At 63.6% G+C, this 22,338-nt stretch carries 21 protein-coding genes and 1 pseudogene; 19 read left to right on the forward strand and 3 right to left on the reverse strand.

The annotated features are described in order from the left end of the window. Positions 1–9: 9 nt before the first annotated feature. Entirely contained in the window at positions 10–1,191 is a 1,182-nt protein-coding gene (locus AC0V7N_RS03180; RefSeq protein ID WP_475454625.1) for an MFS transporter, read from the reverse strand. A gap of 126 nt (positions 1,192–1,317) precedes the next feature. Here AC0V7N_RS03180 and AC0V7N_RS03185 point away from each other — a divergent pair, with 126 nt between their 5' ends. Then, positions 1,318–1,599 carry a GntR family transcriptional regulator gene (locus AC0V7N_RS03185; protein ID WP_496627700.1) on the forward strand — a complete coding sequence of 94 codons (282 nt, stop codon included), beginning with the start codon at positions 1,318–1,320 and terminating at the stop codon, positions 1,597–1,599. 100 nt (positions 1,600–1,699) lie between these two features. Continuing rightward, the gene (locus AC0V7N_RS03190; RefSeq protein ID WP_496627701.1) at positions 1,700–2,839 is read left to right on the forward strand and encodes an aminotransferase class I/II-fold pyridoxal phosphate-dependent enzyme; all 1,140 of its coding nucleotides are present in this window, start codon (positions 1,700–1,702) and stop codon (positions 2,837–2,839) included. Positions 2,840–2,843: 4 nt separating this feature from the next. Here AC0V7N_RS03190 and AC0V7N_RS03195 read toward each other — a convergent pair whose 3' ends face one another. After that, complete coding sequence (locus tag AC0V7N_RS03195) at positions 2,844–3,953, reverse strand: Gfo/Idh/MocA family oxidoreductase (protein ID WP_496627702.1); 1,110 nt, start codon at positions 3,951–3,953, stop codon at positions 2,844–2,846. Between the two features lie 157 nt (positions 3,954–4,110). On the opposite strand from AC0V7N_RS03195, the gene AC0V7N_RS03200 reads away from it, so the two are divergent. The 17 genes and pseudogenes from AC0V7N_RS03200 (at position 4,111) to AC0V7N_RS03280 (ending at position 21,452) form a co-directional block, all read left to right on the forward strand. After that, positions 4,111–4,956, forward strand: a complete 846-nt coding sequence (locus tag AC0V7N_RS03200; RefSeq protein WP_475460185.1) for a MurR/RpiR family transcriptional regulator — start codon at positions 4,111–4,113, stop codon at positions 4,954–4,956. Positions 4,957–5,112: 156 nt separating this feature from the next. After that, a complete protein-coding gene (locus AC0V7N_RS03205) occupies positions 5,113–7,047 on the forward strand; it encodes a bifunctional 5-dehydro-2-deoxygluconokinase/5-dehydro-2-deoxyphosphogluconate aldolase (RefSeq protein ID WP_475454629.1) in 1,935 nt (644 codons plus the stop codon). 32 nt (positions 7,048–7,079) lie between these two features. After that, positions 7,080–8,930 (forward strand): 3D-(3,5/4)-trihydroxycyclohexane-1,2-dione acylhydrolase (decyclizing), encoded by a 1,851-nt coding sequence (gene iolD / locus AC0V7N_RS03210; RefSeq protein WP_475454631.1) that lies wholly within the window; start codon positions 7,080–7,082, stop codon positions 8,928–8,930. A gap of 107 nt (positions 8,931–9,037) precedes the next feature. After that, positions 9,038–9,956, forward strand: a pseudogene (iolE, locus tag AC0V7N_RS03215) (myo-inosose-2 dehydratase). 43 nt (positions 9,957–9,999) lie between these two features. After that, on the forward strand, positions 10,000–10,212 hold the full coding sequence (locus tag AC0V7N_RS03220; RefSeq protein ID WP_475454634.1) for a DUF3329 domain-containing protein: 213 nt from the start codon (positions 10,000–10,002) through the stop codon (positions 10,210–10,212). A 370-nt stretch (positions 10,213–10,582) separates the two neighbouring features. After that, positions 10,583–11,395, forward strand: a complete 813-nt coding sequence (gene iolB, locus AC0V7N_RS03225) for a 5-deoxy-glucuronate isomerase (protein ID WP_475454636.1) — start codon at positions 10,583–10,585, stop codon at positions 11,393–11,395. 239 nt (positions 11,396–11,634) lie between these two features. Further along, positions 11,635–12,342 (forward strand): DUF1045 domain-containing protein, encoded by a 708-nt coding sequence (locus tag AC0V7N_RS03230; protein ID WP_475454638.1) that lies wholly within the window; start codon positions 11,635–11,637, stop codon positions 12,340–12,342. Between the two features lie 51 nt (positions 12,343–12,393). Next, positions 12,394–13,533, forward strand: a complete 1,140-nt coding sequence (locus AC0V7N_RS03235) for an alpha-D-ribose 1-methylphosphonate 5-triphosphate diphosphatase (RefSeq protein ID WP_475454640.1) — start codon at positions 12,394–12,396, stop codon at positions 13,531–13,533. Further along, positions 13,530–14,159, forward strand: coding sequence for a phosphonate metabolism protein/1,5-bisphosphokinase (PRPP-forming) PhnN (gene phnN / locus AC0V7N_RS03240; RefSeq protein ID WP_475454642.1), 630 nt, complete (start codon positions 13,530–13,532; stop codon positions 14,157–14,159). Before AC0V7N_RS03235 ends, phnN begins: the two co-directional genes overlap by 4 nt. Positions 14,160–14,349: 190 nt before the next feature. Then, complete coding sequence (locus AC0V7N_RS03245; protein WP_475454644.1) at positions 14,350–15,273, forward strand: MurR/RpiR family transcriptional regulator; 924 nt, start codon at positions 14,350–14,352, stop codon at positions 15,271–15,273. Positions 15,274–15,382: 109 nt separating this feature from the next. Continuing rightward, on the forward strand, positions 15,383–16,351 hold the full coding sequence (locus AC0V7N_RS03250; RefSeq protein WP_475454646.1) for an ABC transporter substrate-binding protein: 969 nt from the start codon (positions 15,383–15,385) through the stop codon (positions 16,349–16,351). Positions 16,352–16,367: 16 nt separating this feature from the next. Then, positions 16,368–18,197, forward strand: coding sequence for an ABC transporter permease (locus AC0V7N_RS03255; RefSeq protein ID WP_475454648.1), 1,830 nt, complete (start codon positions 16,368–16,370; stop codon positions 18,195–18,197). Next, positions 18,194–19,237 carry an ABC transporter ATP-binding protein gene (locus AC0V7N_RS03260; RefSeq protein WP_475454650.1) on the forward strand — a complete coding sequence of 348 codons (1,044 nt, stop codon included), beginning with the start codon at positions 18,194–18,196 and terminating at the stop codon, positions 19,235–19,237. Before AC0V7N_RS03255 ends, AC0V7N_RS03260 begins: the two co-directional genes overlap by 4 nt. Before the next feature lie 70 nt (positions 19,238–19,307). Next, entirely contained in the window at positions 19,308–20,063 is a 756-nt protein-coding gene (locus AC0V7N_RS03265) for a COG4280 domain-containing protein (protein WP_475454652.1), read from the forward strand. After that, complete coding sequence (locus tag AC0V7N_RS03270; protein WP_496627703.1) at positions 20,060–20,275, forward strand: hypothetical protein; 216 nt, start codon at positions 20,060–20,062, stop codon at positions 20,273–20,275. The genes AC0V7N_RS03265 and AC0V7N_RS03270 overlap by 4 nt, the downstream gene beginning before the upstream one ends. A gap of 286 nt (positions 20,276–20,561) precedes the next feature. Beyond that, positions 20,562–20,861, forward strand: a complete 300-nt coding sequence (locus AC0V7N_RS03275) for a transporter substrate-binding domain-containing protein (protein ID WP_475454654.1) — start codon at positions 20,562–20,564, stop codon at positions 20,859–20,861. A gap of 171 nt (positions 20,862–21,032) precedes the next feature. Next, on the forward strand, positions 21,033–21,452 hold the full coding sequence (locus AC0V7N_RS03280; RefSeq protein WP_475454656.1) for an amino acid ABC transporter permease: 420 nt from the start codon (positions 21,033–21,035) through the stop codon (positions 21,450–21,452). 3 nt (positions 21,453–21,455) lie between these two features. On the opposite strand, the gene AC0V7N_RS03285 is transcribed toward AC0V7N_RS03280, so the two are convergent. Then, positions 21,456–22,337: an SMP-30/gluconolactonase/LRE family protein gene (locus AC0V7N_RS03285; protein WP_475454658.1), complete on the reverse strand. Its 882-nt coding sequence runs from the start codon at positions 22,335–22,337 to the stop codon at positions 21,456–21,458. Between the last annotated feature and the right edge of the window lies 1 nt (position 22,338).

Genomic DNA, 22,338 nt, shown 5'->3' on the forward strand with positions numbered 1-22,338 from the left:
GGGCGGGTCTCATGTCACCTGGACGCTTTCGGCGGCAAGACGCTGGCCGCGCAGCAGTGCCAGTCCGATTTCGGCCACCGCGAACAGAAGAACGGCGACCAGGAACCCCTCGGTCCCGACATGGACGATCAGCCAACCGCCGAGCATCGGGAAACCAAAAATACCCAGGAAATAGGCGACGACGAACCATGTCAGCGCGGCATTGCGGTGTTCGGCTGGAGCATCGTTCACCGCTTGTGTCTGGATGACCGAATAGACCAGGCCGTAACCAACACCCAGCAGGATCGCGCTGGCGATCTGGACCACCACGCCATAGGCGAGGCCGAAGGCGACAATGACGCCGGTGATCATGATCGCCAGCAGAATGACAGCAACATGATCGCCCTTGGCGCGGCCAATGACCGGCGCAAGCAAGAACCGGGACGCGACAACAGTGATTGCATAGACGGCAAAGAATGTGCTGGCCTGAAGTCCGGTGCCGCGGACCAGCGACGTCTGAAAGGTCAGCAGCCCGCTGAACACACAGGCGCCAAGCCCGACCATCAGTATGGGGTACATTGCGCGTGTACGCAGCAAGGCCGGCAGAGCCCGCACCCAGGCGTTGCCCGCTGCCTTGATCGCCGCCGCGACCGGCCGTACCGCGATGGCTTCAAACACGGCCAAAAGCAATGCGGCCAGCAGGCAGACCAAGGTGACGGCGCCAAATGCCTGCCCGGTCGTGAGTCCGATCTCATTGATCAGCGCGCTCGCCACGATCGGGCTCAGCCCAATTCCGCCCATCTGGAACGCACCATAGCGCGTAAACCAGAAGCCGCGATTCTGATCGGCCACGCGCATCGAAAGCGCCATCGGCGCGGCCAGGAAGAAAATGCCCCAGCCAAGACCGATGAAGAAGCCGGCGACGCCGATCAACGGCGTCAGCGTCGATAACGCCGCCAGGCCGAGATAGCCGCAGGCAACCAGCACCGCGCCAAGCCCAGCCATGCGGCCCGCGCCGAGGCGCCAGGCAAACCAGCCGACGAGGGGAACGCCGACAAGCGTGCCCAGCATGGCGCCTCCAAGCGTCGTGCCGGTTTCGATCTCGCTGCCGCCTAGTGCTCGAAAATGCTCGGTGAGAAGGAACGTGGCGCCATAGCCCATCGATGTGAGCAAGGTGGCGATAAAGAGCAAATAGGCGTGCAATGTGCGCATGGAGCTGCACCTTTCCAAATAGCGTCCTGCATGTTTCGGACAATGTGGTATATCGATCTATCAAATTCCGATCGACTTACAGGTCCTCTTGAAACTGACTTCGGGGACCACTTGGGAGGGAGCGCCATGGCCGAAAAGGCATCGCGCCGGCATGAAGGCGCCACACATCTGGTCGACATCGCCATCGACCGCGCGTCGCAGGCCTCGATCGGGCGGCAGCTCTATTTCGCTCTGCGCGACGCGATCATCTCCGGCAGGATGCCAGCAGGCGCACGCTTGCCCTCGACGCGGGCGGCAGCCGGGCTTTGGGGTGTATCACGCGGTGTCGTGGTCGAAGCCTATGATACGTTGTTGAGCGAGAGCTATGTCGTCGGCCAGCACGGGTCCGGCACCTTTGTTTTCGGCTGACGTGCCGGGGCGGCCGGAGCGCGCGCGCCGAACCGCTCCGGCACGTGCAACCGCAAAAAGCGACATCTCGTCTGCCGCGCGCTCGGTCATCGGCAGCGCGTTGCTGGATCCGCAGCCCCAGGTTCCTTTCGCCACCGGACGGGCCGCACCGGACGACAGGACGCGTGCCATTCTCAAGCGCATAGGCCATCGTCATCTTGACGCTCTGTGCGATCACTATCGGGATCCGCAAGGCGAGGAACGGCTGCGCAGCGAGGTGGTGACCTATCTCGCGGCGGCTCGGGGCGTACGCTGCGATCCGGACCGCGTCTTCATCACCTCCGGCTCGCAGCAGGCGATCGATCTTGCCATTCGCACCCTGATAGACCGGGGAGACAATGTTGCGATCGAAGAGCCGGGCTACCCGCCGGCACGGCTGGCCTTCACGGCCGGCGGCGCCAAACTCATTCCCATCCCGGTCGATCCGCACGGGATCAATGTGGGTGTGCTGGCCGAAAGCACGGAAAACGTCAGGGCCGTCTATGTGACGCCTTCACACCAATATCCTACAGGCACGGTGCTTTCGATGGCGCGCCGCCTGGCCTTGATCGATTGGGCCGCGGCGAAGGGCGCGTGGATTCTCGAGGACGATTATGACAGCGAGTTTCGCTACGATGATCGCCCGCTGGCCGCGCTGCAAGGTGTAGACGAGTACGACAGGGTCATCTATCTCGGCACGTTCAGCAAAGCGCTGCTGCCCGGCCTTCGGCTGGGCTATCTGGTGGTCCCGGCGGAGCTCGTGCCGGTCATCCGTGCGATGCGTGTGCTGCTCGACCGGTTCCCCGCCCCATTTCACCAGCTTGTGGTCGCCGACTTCCTGAGCGAGGGGCATTTTCCAGCCACCTCAGGCGGCTGCGGGAAACATATCGTGCGTCGCGTGACATGTTGGTGTCGCTGTTGCGCGAACAGTTTATCGATCAGCCGGGAATCGGGATCGAAGTGCCCATGCAAGGCGTCCATCTCCTCGCCCGATTGCCTTCCGGCTTCAACGATGTCTCAATCGCGCAAGCCGCTCGCCGATCCGGCGTCACCGTGCTGCCGATCTCTTCGATGCATCTGGCTCCTGATGTCAGCCACGGTCTTCTTCTCGGCTTCTCCGCCCTTCACAGCGAGGATGCGGCGCCAGGTGTCAGGCGATTGGCCGCGGCAGTCCTTCAGGGACATGCCGGGCATGGATGACCATGACTGCCTTGCGGTTTGATCGGCTACCGCACATCCACCCAGCGCTTGTCCTCGAAGGAGCGCGCCATTGCGTGCACGGTGCGCTCTATCTCCAGCCCCTCGGCGAACTCGATGAGCCGCGCCGGTCTGCCGGCAAGCCGCGCCAGCAGTTCGTGGCACTCGATGATCTTGAGGTCGTTGAAGCCGAGATTGTGGCCGGGCGCCGGCAGGAAGGCATCGTAGGGCCGGTGATGCGGCGCCATCAGGATGGTGCGGTAGCCCTGTTCGGCCGGGCGATCGGATGTGAGATAGAGCTGCAATTCGTTCATCCGCTCCTGGTCGAACAGGATCGACCCTTTCGAGCCGAAAATCTGGATGGCGATGCGGCCCTTGCGACCCCAGGCCGAACGGTTGACCAGCAGCGTGCCGGCAATGCCGTTTTCCAGATGCATCAAGACGCTGGCGATATCATAGGTCTCGACCGCGCGGCGTCCGCCGCTCGCCACCTTGCGGTCGGCATAGGGCTTGGCCATGTCGCAGATGACGCTGGCGACGCGGCCGAACAGCGCCGAGACCAGCGACAGCGGATGCACGGCGAAATCGTCGAGCGCACCATAGCCGGAAGCGGCCTCGTGCTTCCAGAAGAACAGCGCCTCGGGATCGGCCATGAAATCCTCGTCCATCTCGATGCGCAGATGGTTGACCTCGCCGATGACCTTCTCGTCGAGCAGCGCGCCAATGTGACGGATGGCCGGGCTCTGGATGTAATTGTAGCCAAGTGCTGCGATCTTGCCGGACTTTTTGGCCGCCGCGGCCATCGCCTCGGCTTCGGCAAAGCTCGGCGCCATCGGCTTTTCGCACCACAGATGCTTGCCGGCCTCGAGAATCGCGATGGCCATTTCCGGATGGAACTGGTTTGGCGTGGTCAGCGAGACGATATCGACCTCCGGGTCGTTGACGACGGCGCGCCAGTCGCCGGAGGCCTTGGCGAAGCCGAACTCACCCGCCTTGCGCTGGGCCAATTCCTCGTTGACCTCGCCGAGATGGACGAGCCGAGGCTTGGCGACATCGGGAAAGACGGCGCCGACGGCGCTCCACGCGATGGCGTGGCATTTGCCCATGAAGCCCGTGCCGATAAGACCTACGCCGACCATCTTCCGTTTTCTCCATTGCCTGGAATTCTGAGTGGATGAATTAATCCATTTTGTCCTGGAATGGAATGTCTGCCTCATTTTTAATGGCGTTCTTGCGCAGGCTCGCTATGATGAGGCAGAGAGGACGCTTTCACCGATGAGCTTGGACGGGCCGACGATGGACGAACGGGTACCTCGCGACTTCGAGACGCTGCGCGCCACGATCCTCGATCGGCGCGAAAGCCTGCCCAAGCGCATTGCCCAGATCGCCGCCTATGCGCTCGACAATCCCGACGACATCGCCTTCGGCACCGCCGCCAGCATCGCCGCCTCGGCCGGCGTGCAACCTTCCACCCTGATCCGCTTTGCCCAGCAGCTCGGCTTCGACGGCTTCACCAGCCTGCAGCAGGTGTTTCGCGAGCGGCTGCGCGAGCGCAACTCGTCCTATGACGAACGGTTGCAGGCGTTGCGCGTCAAGGCCGAGGGCGGCGCCGGTCATCGTGCCATCTTCGACGGATTCGTCGCCGCCGCCAGCACCTCGCTCAACGACATTTCGCGCACGCTGGACGATGCCCATCTGGAAGACGCGATTTCGCTGCTGGCAAAGGCGCAGACCATCTATGTCTTAGCCAAGCGACGCTCCTACCCGGTGGCGTCCTACATCGCCTATGCGCTGGGCAAGCTGAAGATCCGCAACCAGCTGATCGAATCGGCCGCCGGGCTGAATGCCGAGATGGTCAGCTTCGCCACGCCGGCGGATGCCGTCATTGCCATCAGCTTCTCACCCTATGCGCCGGCGACCATCGAGGAAGCACGCACCATTTCGGAACAGGGTGTGCCGATCGTTGCCATCACCGACAGCTCGTTTTCGCCGCTTGCCCAGTTCGCCAAAGTCTGGTTCGAGGTTGCAGAGGCTGACTTCGCCGGCTTCCGTTCGTTGTCGGCCACGATGGCGCTGGCCATGGCGCTGACGGTCGGCGTCGGCGAAAAGCGACGCGACGCGACCCGCAAGCGCAAAGCCTGAGCCTGCACTCCAAAAGCCAATTTTAGACCGGGGAATGCTCATTCCATATTGACTATGGATTGGAATTATTATTTCATATTGCCGGCACCACGCTGCCGCTCGCGCGTGTTACCCAAACAATGTTGTTCCTGACAACAAGACTGACGGGAGGTTCCAATGAGCGAAGCCGTGGACGCGAAACAGGCGCCGCTCGACGTCATCACTATCGGTCGCGCCTCCGTCGACCTTTATGGCCAGCAGATCGGCTCGCGGCTGGAGGACATCACGTCTTTCGCCAAGTCGGTCGGCGGCTGCCCGGCCAACATTTCGGTCGGCACGGCGAGGCTCGGCCTGCGCTCGGCGCTGCTCACGCGCGTCGGCGACGAGCAGATGGGCCGCTTCATCCGCGAGCAGTTGAAGCGCGAAGGCGTCAACACCGACGGATTGAAGACCGACAAGGAACGGCTGACTGCGCTGGTGCTGCTCTCGGTCGAGAGCGAAGGCGTTTCGCCGATGATCTTCTATCGCAGCGACTGCGCCGACATGGCGCTGGCGCCGGAGGACATCGACGAGGCGTTCATCACCTCGGCGCGCTCGATCGTCGTCACCGGAACGCATTTTTCCAGACCCAACAGCGATGCCGCCCAACGCAAGGCGATCCGCATCATGAAAGCCAAGGGCGGCAAGGTTGTTTTCGACATCGACTATCGGCCTAATCTGTGGGGTCTCGCCGGCCATGCCGAGGGCTTCGAGCGCTATGTCAAATCGGACCGGGTCTCATCCCAGTTGAAGACCGTGCTGCCTGATTGCGATCTCATCGTCGGCACCGAGGAAGAGATCATGATCGCGTCGGGCGCCGACGACTGCCTGAGCGCGCTGAAGACGATCCGTTCGCTGTCCGCGGCCACCATCGTCTTGAAGCGCGGCGCCATGGGCTGCATCGTCTATGACGGACCGATCAGCGACGATCTCGAGGACGGCGTCGTCGGCAAAGGTTTCCCTATCGAGATCTACAATGTGTTGGGCGCCGGCGACGCCTTCATGTCCGGCTTCCTGCGCGGCTGGCTGGGCGGCGAAGCCCATGCGACGGCGGCGACCTGGGCCAATGCCTGCGGCGCCTTCGCGGTGTCGCGGCTGCTATGCGCGCCGGAGTATCCGACCTTCGAGGAGCTGCAGTTCTTCCTCAAGAACGGCAGCAAGCATCTCGCCTTGCGCAAGGACGACGCGATCAATCATATCCATTGGGCGACGACGCGTCGGCGCGACATTCCCTCGATGATGGCGCTCGCCTGCGATCATCGCATCCAGCTCGAGGACGTGGCCGCGAAGACCGGTGCCGATCCGGCGCGCATCCGCGATTTCAAGGTGCTGGCGGTCAAGGCGGCGGCAAGGGTCGCCGCCGGCCGCGACGGCTATGGCATGCTGATCGACGAGAAACATGGCCGCGAGGCGATGTTCGAATTCGCCAGGCATCCCTTCGCCTGGCTTGGACGGCCGGTCGAACTGCCGGGCTCGCGGCCACTGCGCTTCGAATTCTCGCAGGATATCGGCTCGCAGCTCACCGAATGGCCTGTCGATCACTGCATCAAATGCCTGTGCTTCTACCACCCCGACGATCCGGCGGCGCTCAAGGAAGAACAGCAGCAGAAGCTGCGCGCGCTGTTCGAGGCCGCGCGCAAAGTCGGCCGGGAACTGCTCATCGAGATCATCGCCGGCAAGCACGGCAAGCTCGACGACACGACCATTCCGCGGGCGCTGGAGGAACTCTATGCGCTCGGCATCAAGCCCGACTGGTGGAAGCTCGAGCCGCAGGCGTCGAGCGGCGCCTGGGCCAAGATTGAGGCAGTGATCCTGAAGCACGATCCCTGGTGCCGGGGCATCGTGCTGCTTGGCCTGGAAGCGCCGCAGGACGAGCTGGAGGCCGCCTTCGCCGCCACCGCCAAGGCACCGATCGTCAAGGGTTTTGCCGTCGGCCGCACCATCTTCGTCCACGCGGCCGAAGAGTGGCTGGCCGGAAGGATGTCGGATGACGAGGCTGTCGCCGACATGGCCTCGCGCTTCGAACAGTTGACCGAAGCGTGGCTTGCCGCGCGCGGCCGTAAAGCAGCATAAAGGCGCGGCAGAGGACTGCGGAGGAAACCACCATGAGCAAGACAATCCGCCTGACGATGGCGCAGGCGCTGACCCGCTTCCTGTCCCGCCAGATGACCGAGATCGACGGCAAGGCAGTGCCGATCTTCGGCGGAGTCTGGGCGATCTTCGGCCATGGCAATGTCGCCGGCGTCGGTGAGGCACTCTACCAGGTGCGCGACGAACTGCCGACTTTCCGCGCCCACAATGAACAGGCGATGGCGCATGCGGCGATCGCTTATGCCAAGGCCAATTTCCGCCGCCGCTTCATGGCGGCGACCTCGTCGATCGGCCCCGGGGCGCTCAACATGGTGACGGCGGCAGCACTTGCGCATGTCAACCGGCTGCCTGTGCTGTTTTTGCCCGGCGACGTCTTCGCCAACCGCATCCCCGACCCGGTGCTGCAGCAGGCCGAGGATTTTTCCGACGGCACGGCGACGGTCAATGACTGCTTCCGTCCGGTGTCACGCTATTTCGACCGCATCACCCGGCCCGAGCAGATCATCCCGGCGCTCAGCCGTGCGATGCAGGTGCTGACCGATCCGGCCGATTGCGGCCCGGTGACGCTGTCGCTTTGCCAGGACGTGCAGGCCGAGGCCTATGACTATCCCGAGAGCTTCTTCGCCGAACGTGTCTGGCACCAGCGCCGGCCGCGCTCGGACCGCCACGAGCTTGCGGCGGCAGTCGTGGCGCTCAAGGGTGCGAAGAAGCCGCTGGTGATCGCCGGCGGCGGCGTTCTCTATTCGCAGGCCTCCGATGAGCTGGCGAAGTTCGTCGAGAGCGCCGGCATTCCAGTCTGCGAGACGCAAGGCGGCAAATCCTCGCTGCCGGACGATCACCCGCTCAACATGGCGGCGGTCGGCGTCACCGGCACCTCGGCCGCCAACCGGCTGGCGGAAGAGGCCGATGTCGTGCTCGCCATCGGCACGCGGCTGCAGGATTTCACCACCGGCTCGTGGGCGCTGTTCAAGAATTCCGGCAAGACCATCATCGGCTTGAACGTGCAGCCTTTCGATGCCGGCAAGCACCGGGCACTGCCCCTGGTCGCCGACGCGGCCGAGGGACTGGCCGAGCTCGGTGCCGCGCTGAAGGGCTGGAAGGCGCCTGCCGCCTGGACCGACAATGCGGCCACCGGCAAGAAGGCCTGGCAGGCTGACGCGGCCAAGGTGACGGCCTCGACCAATGCCGCCTTCCCCTCCGATGCGCAGGTGATCGGCGCCGTGCAGCGCGCCATGGGCTCCGGTGTGACGCTGCTGCACGCCGCCGGCGGACTGCCCGGCGAATTGCACAAATTGTGGCAGGCCGGTGCGCCGGGCTCCTACCACGCTGAATACGGCTTCTCGACCATGGGCTACGAGATTGCCGGCGGGCTCGGCACCAAGATGGCGAAACCCGGCGAAGAGGTCGTCGTCATGATCGGCGACGGCTCCTATCTGATGCTGAATTCCGAGATCGCCACTTCGGTCATGCTCGGCCTGAAGCTGACCATCGTGCTGCTCGACAACCGTGGCTATGGCTGCATCAACCGGCTGCAGATGGCGACCGGCGGCGCAAACTTCAACAATCTCCTGAAGGACTCGCGCCACGAGATCCTGCCCGATATCGACTTTGCCGCCCATGCGGCAAGCATGGGCGCGATCGCCGAGAAAGTGCCGTCGATCGCCGGGCTGGAAAACGCACTGCAGAAGGCCAAGACAAACGACCGCACCACCGTGCTGGTCATCGACACCGATCCCCTGGTCTCCACCGACGCCGGTGGCCATTGGTGGGATGTGGCGGTGCCGGAAGTGTCAGCACGGCCCCAGGTCAACGCGGCGCGCAAATCCTATGACGAGAAGCGGCAGATGCAGACCATCGGCGATTGATGCTAGCTCCCTTCTCCCTGTCCCTATACGGGGAGAAGGTGCCGGCAGGCGGATGAGGGGCGGCGCCGGCGGCCAAACAATGAACTGTTCTAATCTGGAGTGACGACTTGAAAGCCAAACTGGGCATGTCCCCCATTGCGTGGTGGAACGATGATCTTGCCGAACTCAGCGATGACGTGTCGCTGGAGGAATGTCTGCGCCAGTCGCGTTCGGCTGGTTTCACCGGCATGGAAATGGGCCGGCGCTTTCCCAACGATCCCGCTGTCATGCTGCCGATCCTCAAGGCGGCCGACGTGACGCTGTGTGGCGGCTGGTTTTCGGGCACGCTGGTCGATGGGGAGATGAGCAAGAACAAGGATCGCATCCAGCCGATGATCGACCTGTTCAAGGCGGTCAATGCGCCTTGCATCGTCTATGGCGAGGTCGGCCGCTCGATCCAGGGTGATCGCTCCAAGCCGCTCGCCACCAAGCCGAAACTTTCTAGCGATGAGATGAAAGCCTATGCAAGGCGCCTGACCGAGTTCGGCGAATGGTGCGCCGAACAAGGCATGCCGCTGTCCTATCACCATCACATGGCGGCGGTGGTCGAGACCGAGCCGGAGCTCGATGCCTTCATGCGCCATTCCGGCGAAGGCATTCCGCTGCTGCTCGACGCCGGACACCTGGCCTTTGCCGGCGGCGACGTGCTGCGCGCCATCGACAACCACCACAAGCGCATCAGCCATGTCCATGTGAAGGATGTGCGCATGGGCGTGATTGACGGGCTCGACCGCACCAAGCAGTCCTTCCTCGATGCCGTGGCGCTCGGCGCCTTCACCGTGCCAGGCGACGGCTCGCTGGATTTCGGCGCCATCGTGCAGCGCTTTGCCGACCATGGCTATGAAGGCTGGTTCGTGGTCGAGGCCGAGCAGGATCCGAAGAAGAACCCGCCGCTCAAGATGGCGCAGGTCGGCCACAAGGAGTTGATGCGGGTGATGACGGCTGCCGGCTACACGGTGGAAACCCGGAGGGTTTCCGAATGCCTGACGCGATGGGTTCACGGCGAAGCAGGTTGCTGTAGATTGGCGCGATGAAAGATTACGAGCACCCCTTCTTCCGCCCGCTATGGCGGCGTGTCGCCGTTGTCGCGGTCTGCGTCATCTGGTCGATCATCGAATTCGCCACCGGCACGCCGTTCTGGGGCGTCATCGCGCTCGGCTTTGCCGGTTATGCCGTCTGGCAGTTTTTTTATCTCTACAAGCCGGCCGAGGAGGCTAAGCCTCCGGCCGAGCCCAAGGAATGAAACGGTCGATGGCGCGGAAACACCTGTGGATAGGACACTTGATACCCGGCAAATCGCATACGTCGGCGATTGGCCGGAACGCTTCTCGCTTCGTCATCCTAGGGCGGAGCAAGGAGCACAGCGACGCAGCGCAGACCCTAGGATCCATGCCGTGAGTTTGAAGCTGGTGTGACGGTGCAGAACTCCGCTCCGCTTCGCCCTTCGGCCGAGGTCACGGAATGGATCCTAGGGTCTCCGCGACGGAGCTTCGCTCCTGCTTCGCCCTAGGATGACGAAGTTGAGAGGGCTTCGGCCAATCTCCGAAGTTTGTTCATCGAGCCTGAACCTTGGCCGCAAGCAGGCCTGAAAATCGAAGTGTAGGGAGAAAAAAATGTCGAAGCTGCTGGTGAAGGCCGACAAGGGCCATGGCCGCGTTGCCCATGTGACGCCGAAAAGCGCCGGCTGGACCTATGTCGGTTTCGACCTGCATCGGCTGCAACCCGGCGAGAGCGCCTCAGGCAAGACGGACGATCGCGAAATCTGCATGGTGTTCGTCACCGGCAAGGGCACCGCGAAAGCCGGCGGCAAGGATCTCGGCCTGCTCGGCGAGCGCATGTCGCCCTTCGAAGGCAAGCCGTGGTCGGTCTATGTTCCCCAGGGATCGGACTGGTCGGTGACGGCCGATACCGAGCTCGAACTCGCGGTCTGCTCGGCACCGGGCTTAAGCGGCGGACTGCCGGTCCGTGTGATCAGACCCGACGATCTTGGCCAGGAGGTGCGCGGCAAGGGCACCAACACGCGCTATGTCACCAACATCCTGCCGGAAGGCAAGCCTGCGGATTCCTTGCTGGTGGTCGAGGTCATCACGCCCGGCGGCCACACGTCGAGCTATCCGCCGCACAAGCACGACCAGGACAATCTGCCAGCCGAGTCCTATCTCGAGGAAACCTATTACCATCGCCTCAACCCGCCGCAGGGCTTTGCCTTCCAGCGCGTCTATACCGACGCCGACAAGGATGGCCATCGCGCGCTCGACGAAGCGATGGCGATCGAGGATGGCGATGTGGTGCTGGTGCCCAGGGGTTATCACCCCTGCGCTGCCTGCCATGGCTACGACCTCTATTATCTCAACGTCATGGCCGGGCCGAAGCGGACGTGGAAATTCCACAATGCACCCGAGCACGAATGGTTGATGAAGGCCTGACCGGTTCGAGATTCCGGCCGAACTTATTGGTCCAGCTGGGAAAAATCGTCGGCTAAGGACTTCTCGGGTCGATTTGCCTTCGAAAACCCTTCAAAGCTTCGTCAATCCGTCATGGAAATCACCTATGGCAGCGGGGCTAATGCATGTCGCCCAAAAGTGTGCAGCGGTTTTGGGGCGACGACATGCACCAAATGAAGACTTAAAGCGCGCATCGCGGCGCGCTTTAACGAGGACTTCCCATGCGTTATGCCATCTACTTCACCCCCCGGCAGGACGAACCGCTGGCGCGGATCGCCGCCAATTGGCTGGGCCGCGATCCGTTCGGCGCCGCGACCAGGCCGGTTGAGGCCGTGGCCGATCTGGCGGCGGCGGAAGTGGCCTTCCACACCGCTTCGGCACGCCGCTATGGTTTTCATGCGACGCTGAAAGCCCCCTTCCGCCTGGCTGCCAACGAGACCGAGACCTCGCTGCGCGCGGGGCTCGACCATTTTGCCGAAGCGACCCCGGTGGTGACGATCCCGCGTCTCGTCGTCAGCCAGATCGACAGCTTCTTCGCGCTGGTGCCGGAGGGGCCGCTGCCTTCGCTCAACCGTTTCGCCGACGATGTGGTGCGCGATTTCGACCGGTTTCGCGCGCCGCTGACCGAGGCCGAGATCGAACTGCGCAGCCCGGATTCGCTGAAGCCGGCCGAGTTCCGCAATCTCTGCCAGTGGGGCTACCCCTATGTCTTCGAGACTTTTCGTTTCCACATGACGCTGTCCGGCCGGGCCGGGCCACAGGAAAGCCCTCGTCTGCGCGCAGCAATCGACAGCCTGTTCGCGGAGGTGCTGCGGCAACCGGTGCTGGTCGACGCGCTGACGCTGTTTGTCGAACCCGAACCCGGTGCGCCGTTCATGGTGCTTTCCCAGCACGCGCTGGGACGTCGCCCGGCCAGAAAAATCGCCTGAATAACTCCAGCCGGAATAGCTCCGACCAGGAATAACCAAGGACTGCCTGAAATGACCGCCGAGACCGTTCTTTCCAACGCCCGCATCGTGCTTGCCGACGAAATCGTCAAGGGTTCACTGGTGCTGCGTGACGGCTTTATCGCCGGCATCGATGCAGGTTCTGGCCGGACCGGCGAGGATATGGGCGGCGACTATGTCATTCCCGGGCTGGTCGAACTGCACACCGACCATCTCGAGGGCCACTACGCACCACGGCCGAAGGTACGCTGGAACCCGATCGCCGCCGTGCTTGCCCATGACGCGCAGGTGGCGACCGCCGGTATCACCACCGTGCTCGACGCCTTGCGCGTCGGCATGGACGAGGACGCCGACCTGACATCGGACGATATCCGCAAGCTGGCCGACGCGATCGAGGACAGCGTCGCACAGGACCGGTTGCGAGCCGACCATTTCCTGCATCTGCGCTGCGAGGTTTCGGCGCCGGACTGCCTGCAGGCCTTCGCCAATTTCGATGAGGACGACCGGGTCAAACTGGCCTCGCTGATGGACCATGCGCCGGGCCAACGCCAGTTCGTCAATCTCGAAACCTATGCCTACTACTACCAGCGCAAGCTGAAATTGACCGACCGTGACTTCAAGCTGTTCTGCGAGAAGCGGATGGGTGAATCGGCGCGCAATTCAGCGCCGAACCGGGCGGTGATCGCCGCCGCCTGCCATGAGCGCGGTATCGTGCTCGCCAGCCATGACGACGCCACATCAGGCCACGTCGACGAGGCGATCGAGCAAGGCGTGCGGGTCGCCGAGTTTCCGACCACCGAAGAAGCGGCGCGCGCTTCGAAAGCCGCGGGCTTGGGCGTGCTGATGGGCGCGCCCAACGTCATGCGCGGCGCCTCGCATTCGGGCAATGTCTCGGCACGCACGCTGGCCAGCGACGGCCTGCTCGACATCCTGTCTTCAGACTATATTCCCTTCAGCCTGATCCAGTCCGCCTTCTTCCTCGGTGATATGGTCGAAGGCATTTCGCTGCCGCAAGCGGTCGCCATGGTGTCGAAGAACCCGGCCGATGCGGTTGGCCTCAAAGATCGCGGCATCATCGAGCAGGGCCGCAGGGCGGATCTGGTGCGCGTGCGCGTCGACGACCATGTTCCGGTGGTGCGCACCGTCTGGCGGCAGGGGCGCCGGGTTGCATGATGGTGTCAGCCTTGATCGAGCGTGAATTGTCCGCTGAAGCGTTTCCGATCCGCCATGGTGTCTTTGTCGCCGTCGTCGGCCCAAGCGGTGCCGGCAAGGACACGGTGATCGGCTATGCCCGCGCGCTCTTTGCCGACGAGAGCCGGCTGGAGTTCATCCGCCGCGTCATCACCCGGCCGAGTGATGCGGCAAGCGAGGATCACGACACGCTGGCCGACGCCGCCTTTGTCGAGGCCGAGGCCGACGGCGCCTTCGCCATTTCGTGGGAGGCGCATGGCCTGCGCTATGGTCTGCCGGCCGATGTCGACTGGTCGGTCGCCAACGGCCATGTTGCCGTCGCCAATGTGTCGCGCGCCATCATTCCGATGCTGCGCGAGCGCTATGCCAATCTGGCCATTGTCGAGATCACCGCTTCGCCCGACGTGCTGGCCGAGCGGCTGGCGATGCGCGGCCGCGAGTCGCGCGGCGAAGTGCTGGCACGCCTGGCGCGCAGCGCCAATGTGACGCTGACCGGCGCTGGCGTGACCTCGATCGACAATAGCGGTCCGCGTGAGGTGGCCGGCGAGCGCTTCGCCGAGATTCTGCGCAAGGCGATGGCCTTCTCCGACATGTCGGGCCTGATCTAGAGCCTGCAGCTTCAATTTCGACGCATGACGATGTCGCGGCCGCCGCCGCTCCCGGCGGTTCGCCGCCGCTCGCCTGCGGCCAAGCAACATGTTCGCCTGCACCTGACCCCGCTGTCACATCCTTGTAACAGACATTTCGGATGGTGAGCTCTGTTGTAATCACTACAGACACGCAAACGGACCGACCGCCATGACGGATGATGCTTCGGAAGACCGTAAGATCACGGTCGATGCGCGGGTTCAAGCCACGCTCGAAAGCCTGCCGCCCGCCGAACAGCGCATGGCGCGATTCTTCGTCGACCAGAAGCAGGCCGTTCTCCTGGGCTCGGCGGCCGAGATCGCCCAACTGGCCGGCACCAGCGACGCGACCGTGGTCCGGACAGCGCGTTCGCTCGGTTTTGAAAGCCTCTCGGCGCTTCGCCAGATGCTGCTGTCGGACCTGACCGGCACGCCGTCCCCCGGCAAGCGGCTGGCGCGCACCTTGCAGGAGACCGGCGACGATGGTGCTGGCGCGTTGCGGCACGTGATCGACCTCCATGAGAGCGTGCTCGATGTGCTCAAGTGTCCGGAGATGGCGGCAGCATTCGAGCGCAGTGTCGACATCCTGGCGCGGGCCAATCGCCGCCATGTCTTCGGCATCGGCCCCTCGGGCGCCATGGCCGACTATGCCAGCCTGCAGTTCAACCGGATCGGGCTGCCGACCAGCGCGCTGTCGGTATCGGGAATTGCGCTCGCCGACCGCTTGCTGTGGCTCGGCAAGGGCGATGCCGTGCTGATGATGGCCTATGCGCCGCTCTATCGCGAGGTCGAGATCGTCCTCGAACAGGCCATGCGGCTCGACGTCCCGGTCGTGCTGATCAGCGACAATCTGGCTCCGCTGGTGTCTGGCAAGGTGGCGGAAACGCTGCCGATCCCGCGCGGCAAGGCCGATCACCTGGCCATGCATGGCGGCACGATCGTGCTCATCGAGGCAATGATCATCGGGCTGGCGAAACGGGACAGCGAAACCGCCTTTGATGCCCTTGAACGGTTGAGCACGCTGCGCGGCTCAATTGACAAGGCATGGATCAAACGAGGTGTTCGCAAGAATAAATCCAACAGTTCCCCAAAATGACATAAAACATTCAAAATATATGAGCATGGTATAATGGGCATTACTTTGCCCGTGGCAAACTACCGGAGAAAACATGAAAACCCGCACGACATTATGCTTCGCAATTGGCTTGAGCACGCTCGCCCTGGCGATGCCCGCTTCGGCGTCCGACCTGGTGCTTTACGACGCGCTCGATTTCGCCGGTCCTGTGGCAAAGGCCTTCCAGGCCAAGACCGGGCTTACCGTAGACGTCGTCGAGCCCGGCAGCACCGGCGAAACGCTGGGCAAGATCGCTGCTGAAGGCAACAATCCGCAATTCGACATCGTATGGGTCGATGGCTCCGCCGTGATGGAGCGCATGGCCGCCGACCACGTGCTGCAGGCCATTCCCGCCGCCGCCTACGACAAGGTGGCCTTCACGGATCTCGGCAAGTCGCTGATCCCGCAGAGCCACGCCTTCCTGCCGACCGGCACCAGCACGACGGCCATAGAGGTCAACACCAAGAAGGTGCCCGCCGACAAGATGCCCAAGTCCTGGGCCGATCTTCAGTCGTTTGCCGGCAGCGTCGCGGCCAAGGATCCCAATCTCTCCGGCCCGGCCTATCAGTGGCTGGCCGGCTTCTTCCAGACCAATGGCGTCGACGCCGGCAAGGCCCTGCTGACCAAAACCCTGACCAACAAAACGTTCGCCGGCCTGTCGAGCGGCGGCAAGGTGGACAAGGCCATCCTTACCGGAGACGCCTCGATCGGCATCAATCAGGACAGTTCGATCTTTTCCAAGATTGCGGCGGGCGAGCCCGTCGTCGCTGTCTACCCGAGCGAAGGTTCGGTATCCCTGCCGCAGGGGCTCGGCATCAGCGCCAAGACCCAGCATATGGACGCGGTGCGGAAGTTCATCGATTTCGTCACCAGCGCCGAAGGCCAGGCCGTCATGCTGAATGGCGACGACACCGACTTCTTCTACATTCCGATCATCAAAGGCATCAATGCCAAGCCCGGTCGCGAAACCAACATCACCTATACGCATCTCGACGATGCCGCAGCCTCCGCCCACGAGAAGGAATGGAAGCAGTGGTACAAGGAAACTTTCGTCCAGTGACCCGGACGTTCCAGCAATGACATTCATGCTGCATACCGACGCCGCGGCTTGTGCCCGCGGCGTCGGCGCCGGAAGACTGCCGCGAGGCGGACGGGCGGCGCTCGTTCGCTGCGGCGGACCCTTTGCCATCTACGCCGTGTTTGCCTTGCTGATCGGATTGCCGCTTGCCCTGGTGCTGGTCCAGGCAATCATGCCGGGCCTGTTTGCCGCGCAAGACGGCAGCAACGCTTTAAGCTTCGAGCCCTTGGCCCATGTCTTCAACTCGCCCCACGTCGCCAGATCGGTCCTTCATTCGCTTGAACTCGGCATGCTTGTTGCCTGCACAACAACGGCCTTGGGCGGCGTCTTCGCGGTCCTGGTCCAACGCTGCGACATCCCGCTGCGGACAGCGATTTCAACGGTGCCGTGGCTGGTTTTCCTGACGCCGTCGTATCTGAAGGCGCTCGCCTGGGTACTGCTGATGTCGCCCGGCGGCTACCTGGCGCAGTTTGGCTTGCTGCCTCCCTGGCTGGGCACGTCGTTTTTCGGTCTGACCGGCCTGGTGTTCGTTCACACGCTCAGCCTATTTCCGCTGGCGGTCTTCATCATCGGCAACGCGCTCGCCGGGCTGGGCAGCGAACTGGAGGATGCCGCGCGGCTCTCCGGCGCCTCGCCGCTCAGGATCTGGCTGCGCATCAACGGCCCCTTGCTGGCGCCTGCCATTGCCTTGAGTTTCATCGCCACCTTCGCCGAGGTGCTGTCCGATTTCGGCCTTGCCTCGACCATCGCCAGAATGTCCGACTTCGGTGTCCTAACCTATGGCATTTACGCGGCGGCCAGCGAATATCCCGTCGACTTTCCCGCCGCCGGCGCCCAGGCTCTCGTCCTGCTTGGCCTTGTCCTGCTCGTCGTGGTGGCGGACCGGCTGCTGCGTCGCCGTGCCGATCCACGACTGATTTCGGGCCGCTCCAGGCCGGCGCGCCTGTACAATCTCGGCAAATGGCAGGCGCTCGCCATGGCGGCAGCCCTTGCCATCGCCTTCCTGGCGCTCGTCTTGCCGCTCGCCGCGATCGCCGCGCGCGCCCTGACGCAAACGCTGGGCAATGGGCTCATCTGGAGCAATTTCACCTCGGCCAATATGGTGGCGGCGCTTAGCCTGAACACCGAGGCCAATGACGGCCTGCTGCGCAGCCTCTTCTATGCCGGGCTGACGGCGGTTATCGCCAGCGCGCTTGCCCTGCTCTTGTCGGCGCAGCTCGATCGAGCGAGCCCAGTCCTGCGCACCGCCGTCGTTGGCCTGTCGCTAGGCTCGGTGGCAATACCGGGCATCGTGCTAGGCTTCGGCTATATCCTTGTCTGGAACCGCCTGCCGGGTTTCCGCGACTGGCCGTTTCCCCATTATGGCGATGGCTCGCTGCTGGTCATGGGATATGTCGCGGCAGCGCTTCCCTACTGTCTGGTGGTGATCCTTGCAGCCATCGGCCAGCTGGCGCCGAGCCTGACGGACGCGGCGCGCCTGCACGGTGTCGGGACAATCCGGCGATTGCTGGCGATCACCTTGCCGCTTGTCCTGCTCAGCGTGGTGACGGCCTTCCTGTTGACGTTTATCCGCACCGTGTTCGAACTGCCTATCTCGCAGATGCTCATTCCCCAAAGCGGCCCGCCGGCGCCGACGCTCATCCTGAGGCTGTTCAGCCACGACCGCGACGGCCTGGCATCTGCGATCGCGCTGGTGGCCATGACGGCCGCGGGCATCGGAGCGGCGTTGGTCTGGTTTCCGCTTCAGCGGCTCGTCAAACCGCGTCGAAGTGCCGGCCATCTTGATGTGGGCAGCAATCAGATTGCGAGAGCAGGAAACTTGTCATGACCGCTTCCCTGCATTGCGCCGGCATTTGCAAGTCGCTCGGCGGGCGCGCCGTCCTGACCAACCTCGATCTCAAGATCGACGCGGGCGAAGTGGTGTCCCTTCTCGGCGCCAGCGGGTCCGGCAAGACCACGCTGCTGCGCATCATTGCCGGACTGGTCCAGCCCGAAAGCGGGCTGATCACACTGGACGGGCGTGTGGTGTGGAGCAAGAGCTCGGTCATTCCTGCTGAAAAGCGACGGATCGGCATGGTCTTCCAGGACTATGCATTGTGGCCGCACATGACGGTCGCCAACAATCTGACTTTCGGGCTCAAGGCACAGCGGCTCTCGGATCACGAAATCACCCAGCGGCTCGCGCATGCCCTCGACGTCACTCGTCTCGCCCCGTTCCGGGATCGCTATCCCACCGAATTGTCCGGCGGCCAGCAACAGCGCGTCGCCATAGCGCGCTGCCTTGCGGCGCGTCCGGCGCTGATGCTGTTCGATGAGCCGCTGAGCAATCTCGACGCGGCCCTGCGCGAGGACATGCGCATCGAAATGATGGAACTGGTGCGCCGCGAGGCCATCACCGTCGTCTATGTCACGCACGACCAGGCGGAGGCGATGGCCGTCTCCGACCGCATTGCCATCATGCGGGCGGGCGAGATCGTTCAGTTCGACACGCCACGCACGATCTACGAAGCACCGGCCGATTCCTTCGTCGCCAGCTTCATCGGCGGCTTTTCGATCGTCCGCGGGCAGGTCCGAGACGAGCTCTTCAAGATCGCCGACAGCGATGCCGAAACGGTGCGCACGCCAGGCGCTCGTTCCGGTGCCGGCATGCTGGTCATTCGTCCCGAGGACGCGCGCCCGGCCGACGCCTATCCCGACAATCGGCTGCAGGGCAGGGTTCTGTCGAGTGCCTTCCAGGGCCGATGCTGGCGGCTGGCGGTCGACCTTGGCCCGCAGCGCGTGCGGCTCGACTGGCCCGAAGCGCCGCCGGTTGGCGCCTCACTTGCATTTTCGCTGCCACCGGAGCGCTGTGTGGTGCTGACCGCATAAGTGATTCCAGACCACGATCCCGGGAACCCCTTTGGCATATGGGGCCAACAAGCCAGTACAGGACGCCTTCATGCAGACACTGACACCCATCCTCTCGACAGTCACGGCGGCATTTCTTGCCTCGCTGGTCGAGGTCGTCGAAGCCTTCACCATTGTGCTTGCGGTCGGCGTGACGCGCAGCTGGCGCCCGGCCCTGACGGGCGCCGCCCTGGCGCTGGCGGTGCTGGCGGCGCTGGTGCTGGCATTCGGCCCGTTGCTGGCGCTGGTACCCATCACCACGCTGCAGTTCGTCGTGGGCGTGCTGCTGATCCTGTTTGGCATGCGCTGGCTGCGAAAGGCCATTTTGCGCAGCGTCGGCGTCATCGCCCTGCATGACGAGGACGCAGCCTTCGCCAAGGAAACCGCCGCCTTGCACCAGCAGGCCGACGATCGCCGCGCCGACTACCTCGCCGGGCTGGCGTCGTTCAAGGCGGTGCTGCTCGAGGGTGTCGAGGTGGTGTTCATCGTCATTGCCGTCGGTGCCGCCCACGGGCAGACGCTGTATGCCAGCCTGGGCGCACTGGCGGCGTTCGTCCTGGTGATGCTTGTCGGCCTGGCTGTCCACCGGCCGCTGGCGCGCGTGCCGGAGAATGCGCTCAAATTCGTCGTCGGGCTGATGCTGACCAGCTTCGGCATCTTCTGGACCGGCGAAGGCATCGGTGCCGACTGGCCGGGTGCCGATCTCGCTCTGCTCGCCATCTTCGCCATCGTCGCGCTGGCGTCTTTTGCCATGGTGCGCTGGCTGCGCAGCACCTACCCCGTATCAGTTGGAGGGCTCGCCCGATGAACGGCATTCGTCTTGTTGCCAGGGAGTTCTTCGGCATGTTCGTCGATGACGGCAATCTGGCGCTGCTGGCGCTGATGCTGGTGGCCGCCGTCGTGGCGGCGGTAAAGCTGCTCGCACTGCCGCCACTGCTCGGCGGCGCGCTTCTGCTGGTCGGCTGCCTCGCCATCCTGCTGCAAAGCGTTCGCCGCGCGGCACGCGCGATCAAGCGGTAGCTTTTACGACCACCATCGGCCGGCGTCGGATCCGTTGACGCCGGATGTAAAACCGAAAATTATGGTACCGGTATCAAGGTGGTAGAACTTCCTGCCTGGACGATCGTAGACAGGCGAATAACATTATAATAGCATACCATTATAACTCGGAGAGGAACGGCTGAATCCCGGGTTTGCAAGGGATGGCAGCGGGCGAGACCGATCTGTTTCAAATCCTTGGGCGGCCAGCGCGCCCCGCCCGAACGATATCGATGCGAGGCGCCCAAAAAATGCATGGGAGGAAAACATGCGGACTTTCCTGGGAAGGGCCGGCGCCTTGCTGGCTGGCATCGTGCTGGCGCTGTCGGCGCTCAAGCCGTCGATCGCTTCGGCGCAGTCGGTCGAGGATATCATCGCGCGCGGCAAGTTGGTCATCGCCATCGACACAACGACGCCGCCCTACGGCTTTCTCGACGCCAATCTGAAGCCAACCGGCTTCGACATCGAGGTCGCCAACAAGATGGGTGAGGCACTTGGCGTTCCGGTCGAGTTCGTCACCGTCACTTCGCCCGGCCGCATTCCGGCGCTGCTGACCAAGCAGGCCTGATCGGCCTCATCGTGGCGGCGATCCGGGTGGCGCCGGCGCGACCGCTGCGCTGGCTGGCCGCCGGCTACATCCAGTTCTTCATGGGCACGCCGATCCTGATCCAGCTGTTCATGGCCCTATTACGGTTCTTCGTTCCTCGGTTATCGGCCCGACCCGTGGGTGGCTGCGGCCGTGACCTTCTCGCTCAATGGCGGCGCTTTCTTCGGCGAGATCTTTCGCGGCGCCATCGAGGCCATCCCCAAGGGGCAGTGGGAAGCAGCGACAGCGCTCGGCTTCCGCTTTGTCAGGATATTGCGCCTGGTGATCATTCCCCAGGCGGTGCGGCTGATGCTGCCGCCGACGGTCGGCTTCATGGTGCAGATCGTCAAGACGACGTCGATCGCCTCGCTGATCGGGCTGACCGAGCTTGCGCGGGCGGCCACACAGGTCAACACGGTGACCTTCCAGCCGGTGATGGTGTTCGGCACGGTGTCGATCATCTACTTCGCGTTGTGCTGGCCGCTGTCGCTCTATGCCGGCTATCTGGAACGTCGTTTCGCTACCGGAATGACACCCAAGATCGAGAACCCGCTGGTGATGTCGGCGGTCTGATCTTCAGCCCTTGAACGCCGGCAAGGTCAGGCCCTTGACGCCGACGTCGAGCGCGAACAATCCGCCTGGATTGTTCTGGCCGATGAAGTGGATGTTGGGACGCTTGAGCACGGCGGAGGTGACATAGAGGATGTCGAGATCCTTGCCGCCGAATTCGCAGCAGGTCGGCAGATCGGTCGGCAGCAGCACCGTCTGCATCAGCTTGCCATGAGGATCGTAGCGGCAGATCTTGCTGGTCACCGGGATGGTCACCCAGTAGCAGCCCTCGGCGTCGACCGTGGCGCCATCGGCGACGCCGCCGGTCACCGTCATGTCGATGAAGGTGCGGCGGTTCTCGATGTCGCCGGTGGCAGGGTCGAAATCATAGGCCCACACCGCGCCGGCATGACTGTCGGAGAAATACATGGTCTTCGAATCCGGGCTCCAGGCGAGCCCGTTGGAGCAGCCGATGCCGTCGATCATCTTGTGGACGGAGAGATCGGGATCGAGCCGGTAGAGCGCGCCGACGAATTCGATCGGCTGGCCCGGCACCTCGAACATCGAACCCGACCAGAAACGGCCCTGGCGGTCCGGCTTGCCGTCGTTGAAGCGCGTTTCCGGCATATGCGATTCCGGGTCGACGATCGCCTCGAATTTGCCGGTCGCCGGGTCGAAGAAATGGAAGCCGTTGGTCATCGTCAGCACCAGGCCGCCCTTTTCGCGCAGGCCGAGGCAGCCGAGATATTCCGGCGTCTCGAAGACCTCATCCTTGCCGGTCGCGGGATCGTAGCGGTGGATCAGCTTCTTCCAGATGTCGATCCACCACAGTACGCCCGCCTTGGGGTCCCAGAGCGTGCCCTCGCCGAGTTCGGCCCTGGCGTCGACGACACAAGAAATTTCGACCATG

The organism is Mesorhizobium kamtschaticum (assembly GCF_056174585.1).

Coding starts and splice junctions, on each gene's coding strand:
- AC0V7N_RS03185 (WP_496627700.1), top strand. CDS start 1,318: ATGGCCGAAAAGGCATCGCGCCGGCATGAAGGCGCCACACATCTGGTC.
- AC0V7N_RS03205 (WP_475454629.1), top strand. CDS start 5,113: ATGAGCGAAGCCGTGGACGCGAAACAGGCGCCGCTCGACGTCATCACT.
- AC0V7N_RS03200 (WP_475460185.1), top strand. CDS start 4,111: ATGGACGAACGGGTACCTCGCGACTTCGAGACGCTGCGCGCCACGATC.
- AC0V7N_RS03235 (WP_475454640.1), top strand. CDS start 12,394: ATGACCGCCGAGACCGTTCTTTCCAACGCCCGCATCGTGCTTGCCGAC.
- AC0V7N_RS03195 (WP_496627702.1), bottom strand. CDS start 3,953: ATGGTCGGCGTAGGTCTTATCGGCACGGGCTTCATGGGCAAATGCCAC.
- AC0V7N_RS03285 (WP_475454658.1), bottom strand. CDS start 22,337: ATGGTCGAAATTTCTTGTGTCGTCGACGCCAGGGCCGAACTCGGCGAG.
- phnN (WP_475454642.1), top strand. CDS start 13,530: ATGATGGTGTCAGCCTTGATCGAGCGTGAATTGTCCGCTGAAGCGTTT.
- iolB (WP_475454636.1), top strand. CDS start 10,583: ATGTCGAAGCTGCTGGTGAAGGCCGACAAGGGCCATGGCCGCGTTGCC.
- iolD (WP_475454631.1), top strand. CDS start 7,080: ATGAGCAAGACAATCCGCCTGACGATGGCGCAGGCGCTGACCCGCTTC.
- AC0V7N_RS03255 (WP_475454648.1), top strand. CDS start 16,368: ATGACATTCATGCTGCATACCGACGCCGCGGCTTGTGCCCGCGGCGTC.
- AC0V7N_RS03245 (WP_475454644.1), top strand. CDS start 14,350: ATGACGGATGATGCTTCGGAAGACCGTAAGATCACGGTCGATGCGCGG.
- AC0V7N_RS03180 (WP_475454625.1), bottom strand. CDS start 1,191: ATGCGCACATTGCACGCCTATTTGCTCTTTATCGCCACCTTGCTCACA.
- AC0V7N_RS03220 (WP_475454634.1), top strand. CDS start 10,000: ATGAAAGATTACGAGCACCCCTTCTTCCGCCCGCTATGGCGGCGTGTC.
- AC0V7N_RS03260 (WP_475454650.1), top strand. CDS start 18,194: ATGACCGCTTCCCTGCATTGCGCCGGCATTTGCAAGTCGCTCGGCGGG.
- AC0V7N_RS03230 (WP_475454638.1), top strand. CDS start 11,635: ATGCGTTATGCCATCTACTTCACCCCCCGGCAGGACGAACCGCTGGCG.
- AC0V7N_RS03275 (WP_475454654.1), top strand. CDS start 20,562: ATGCGGACTTTCCTGGGAAGGGCCGGCGCCTTGCTGGCTGGCATCGTG.
- AC0V7N_RS03270 (WP_496627703.1), top strand. CDS start 20,060: ATGAACGGCATTCGTCTTGTTGCCAGGGAGTTCTTCGGCATGTTCGTC.
- AC0V7N_RS03265 (WP_475454652.1), top strand. CDS start 19,308: ATGCAGACACTGACACCCATCCTCTCGACAGTCACGGCGGCATTTCTT.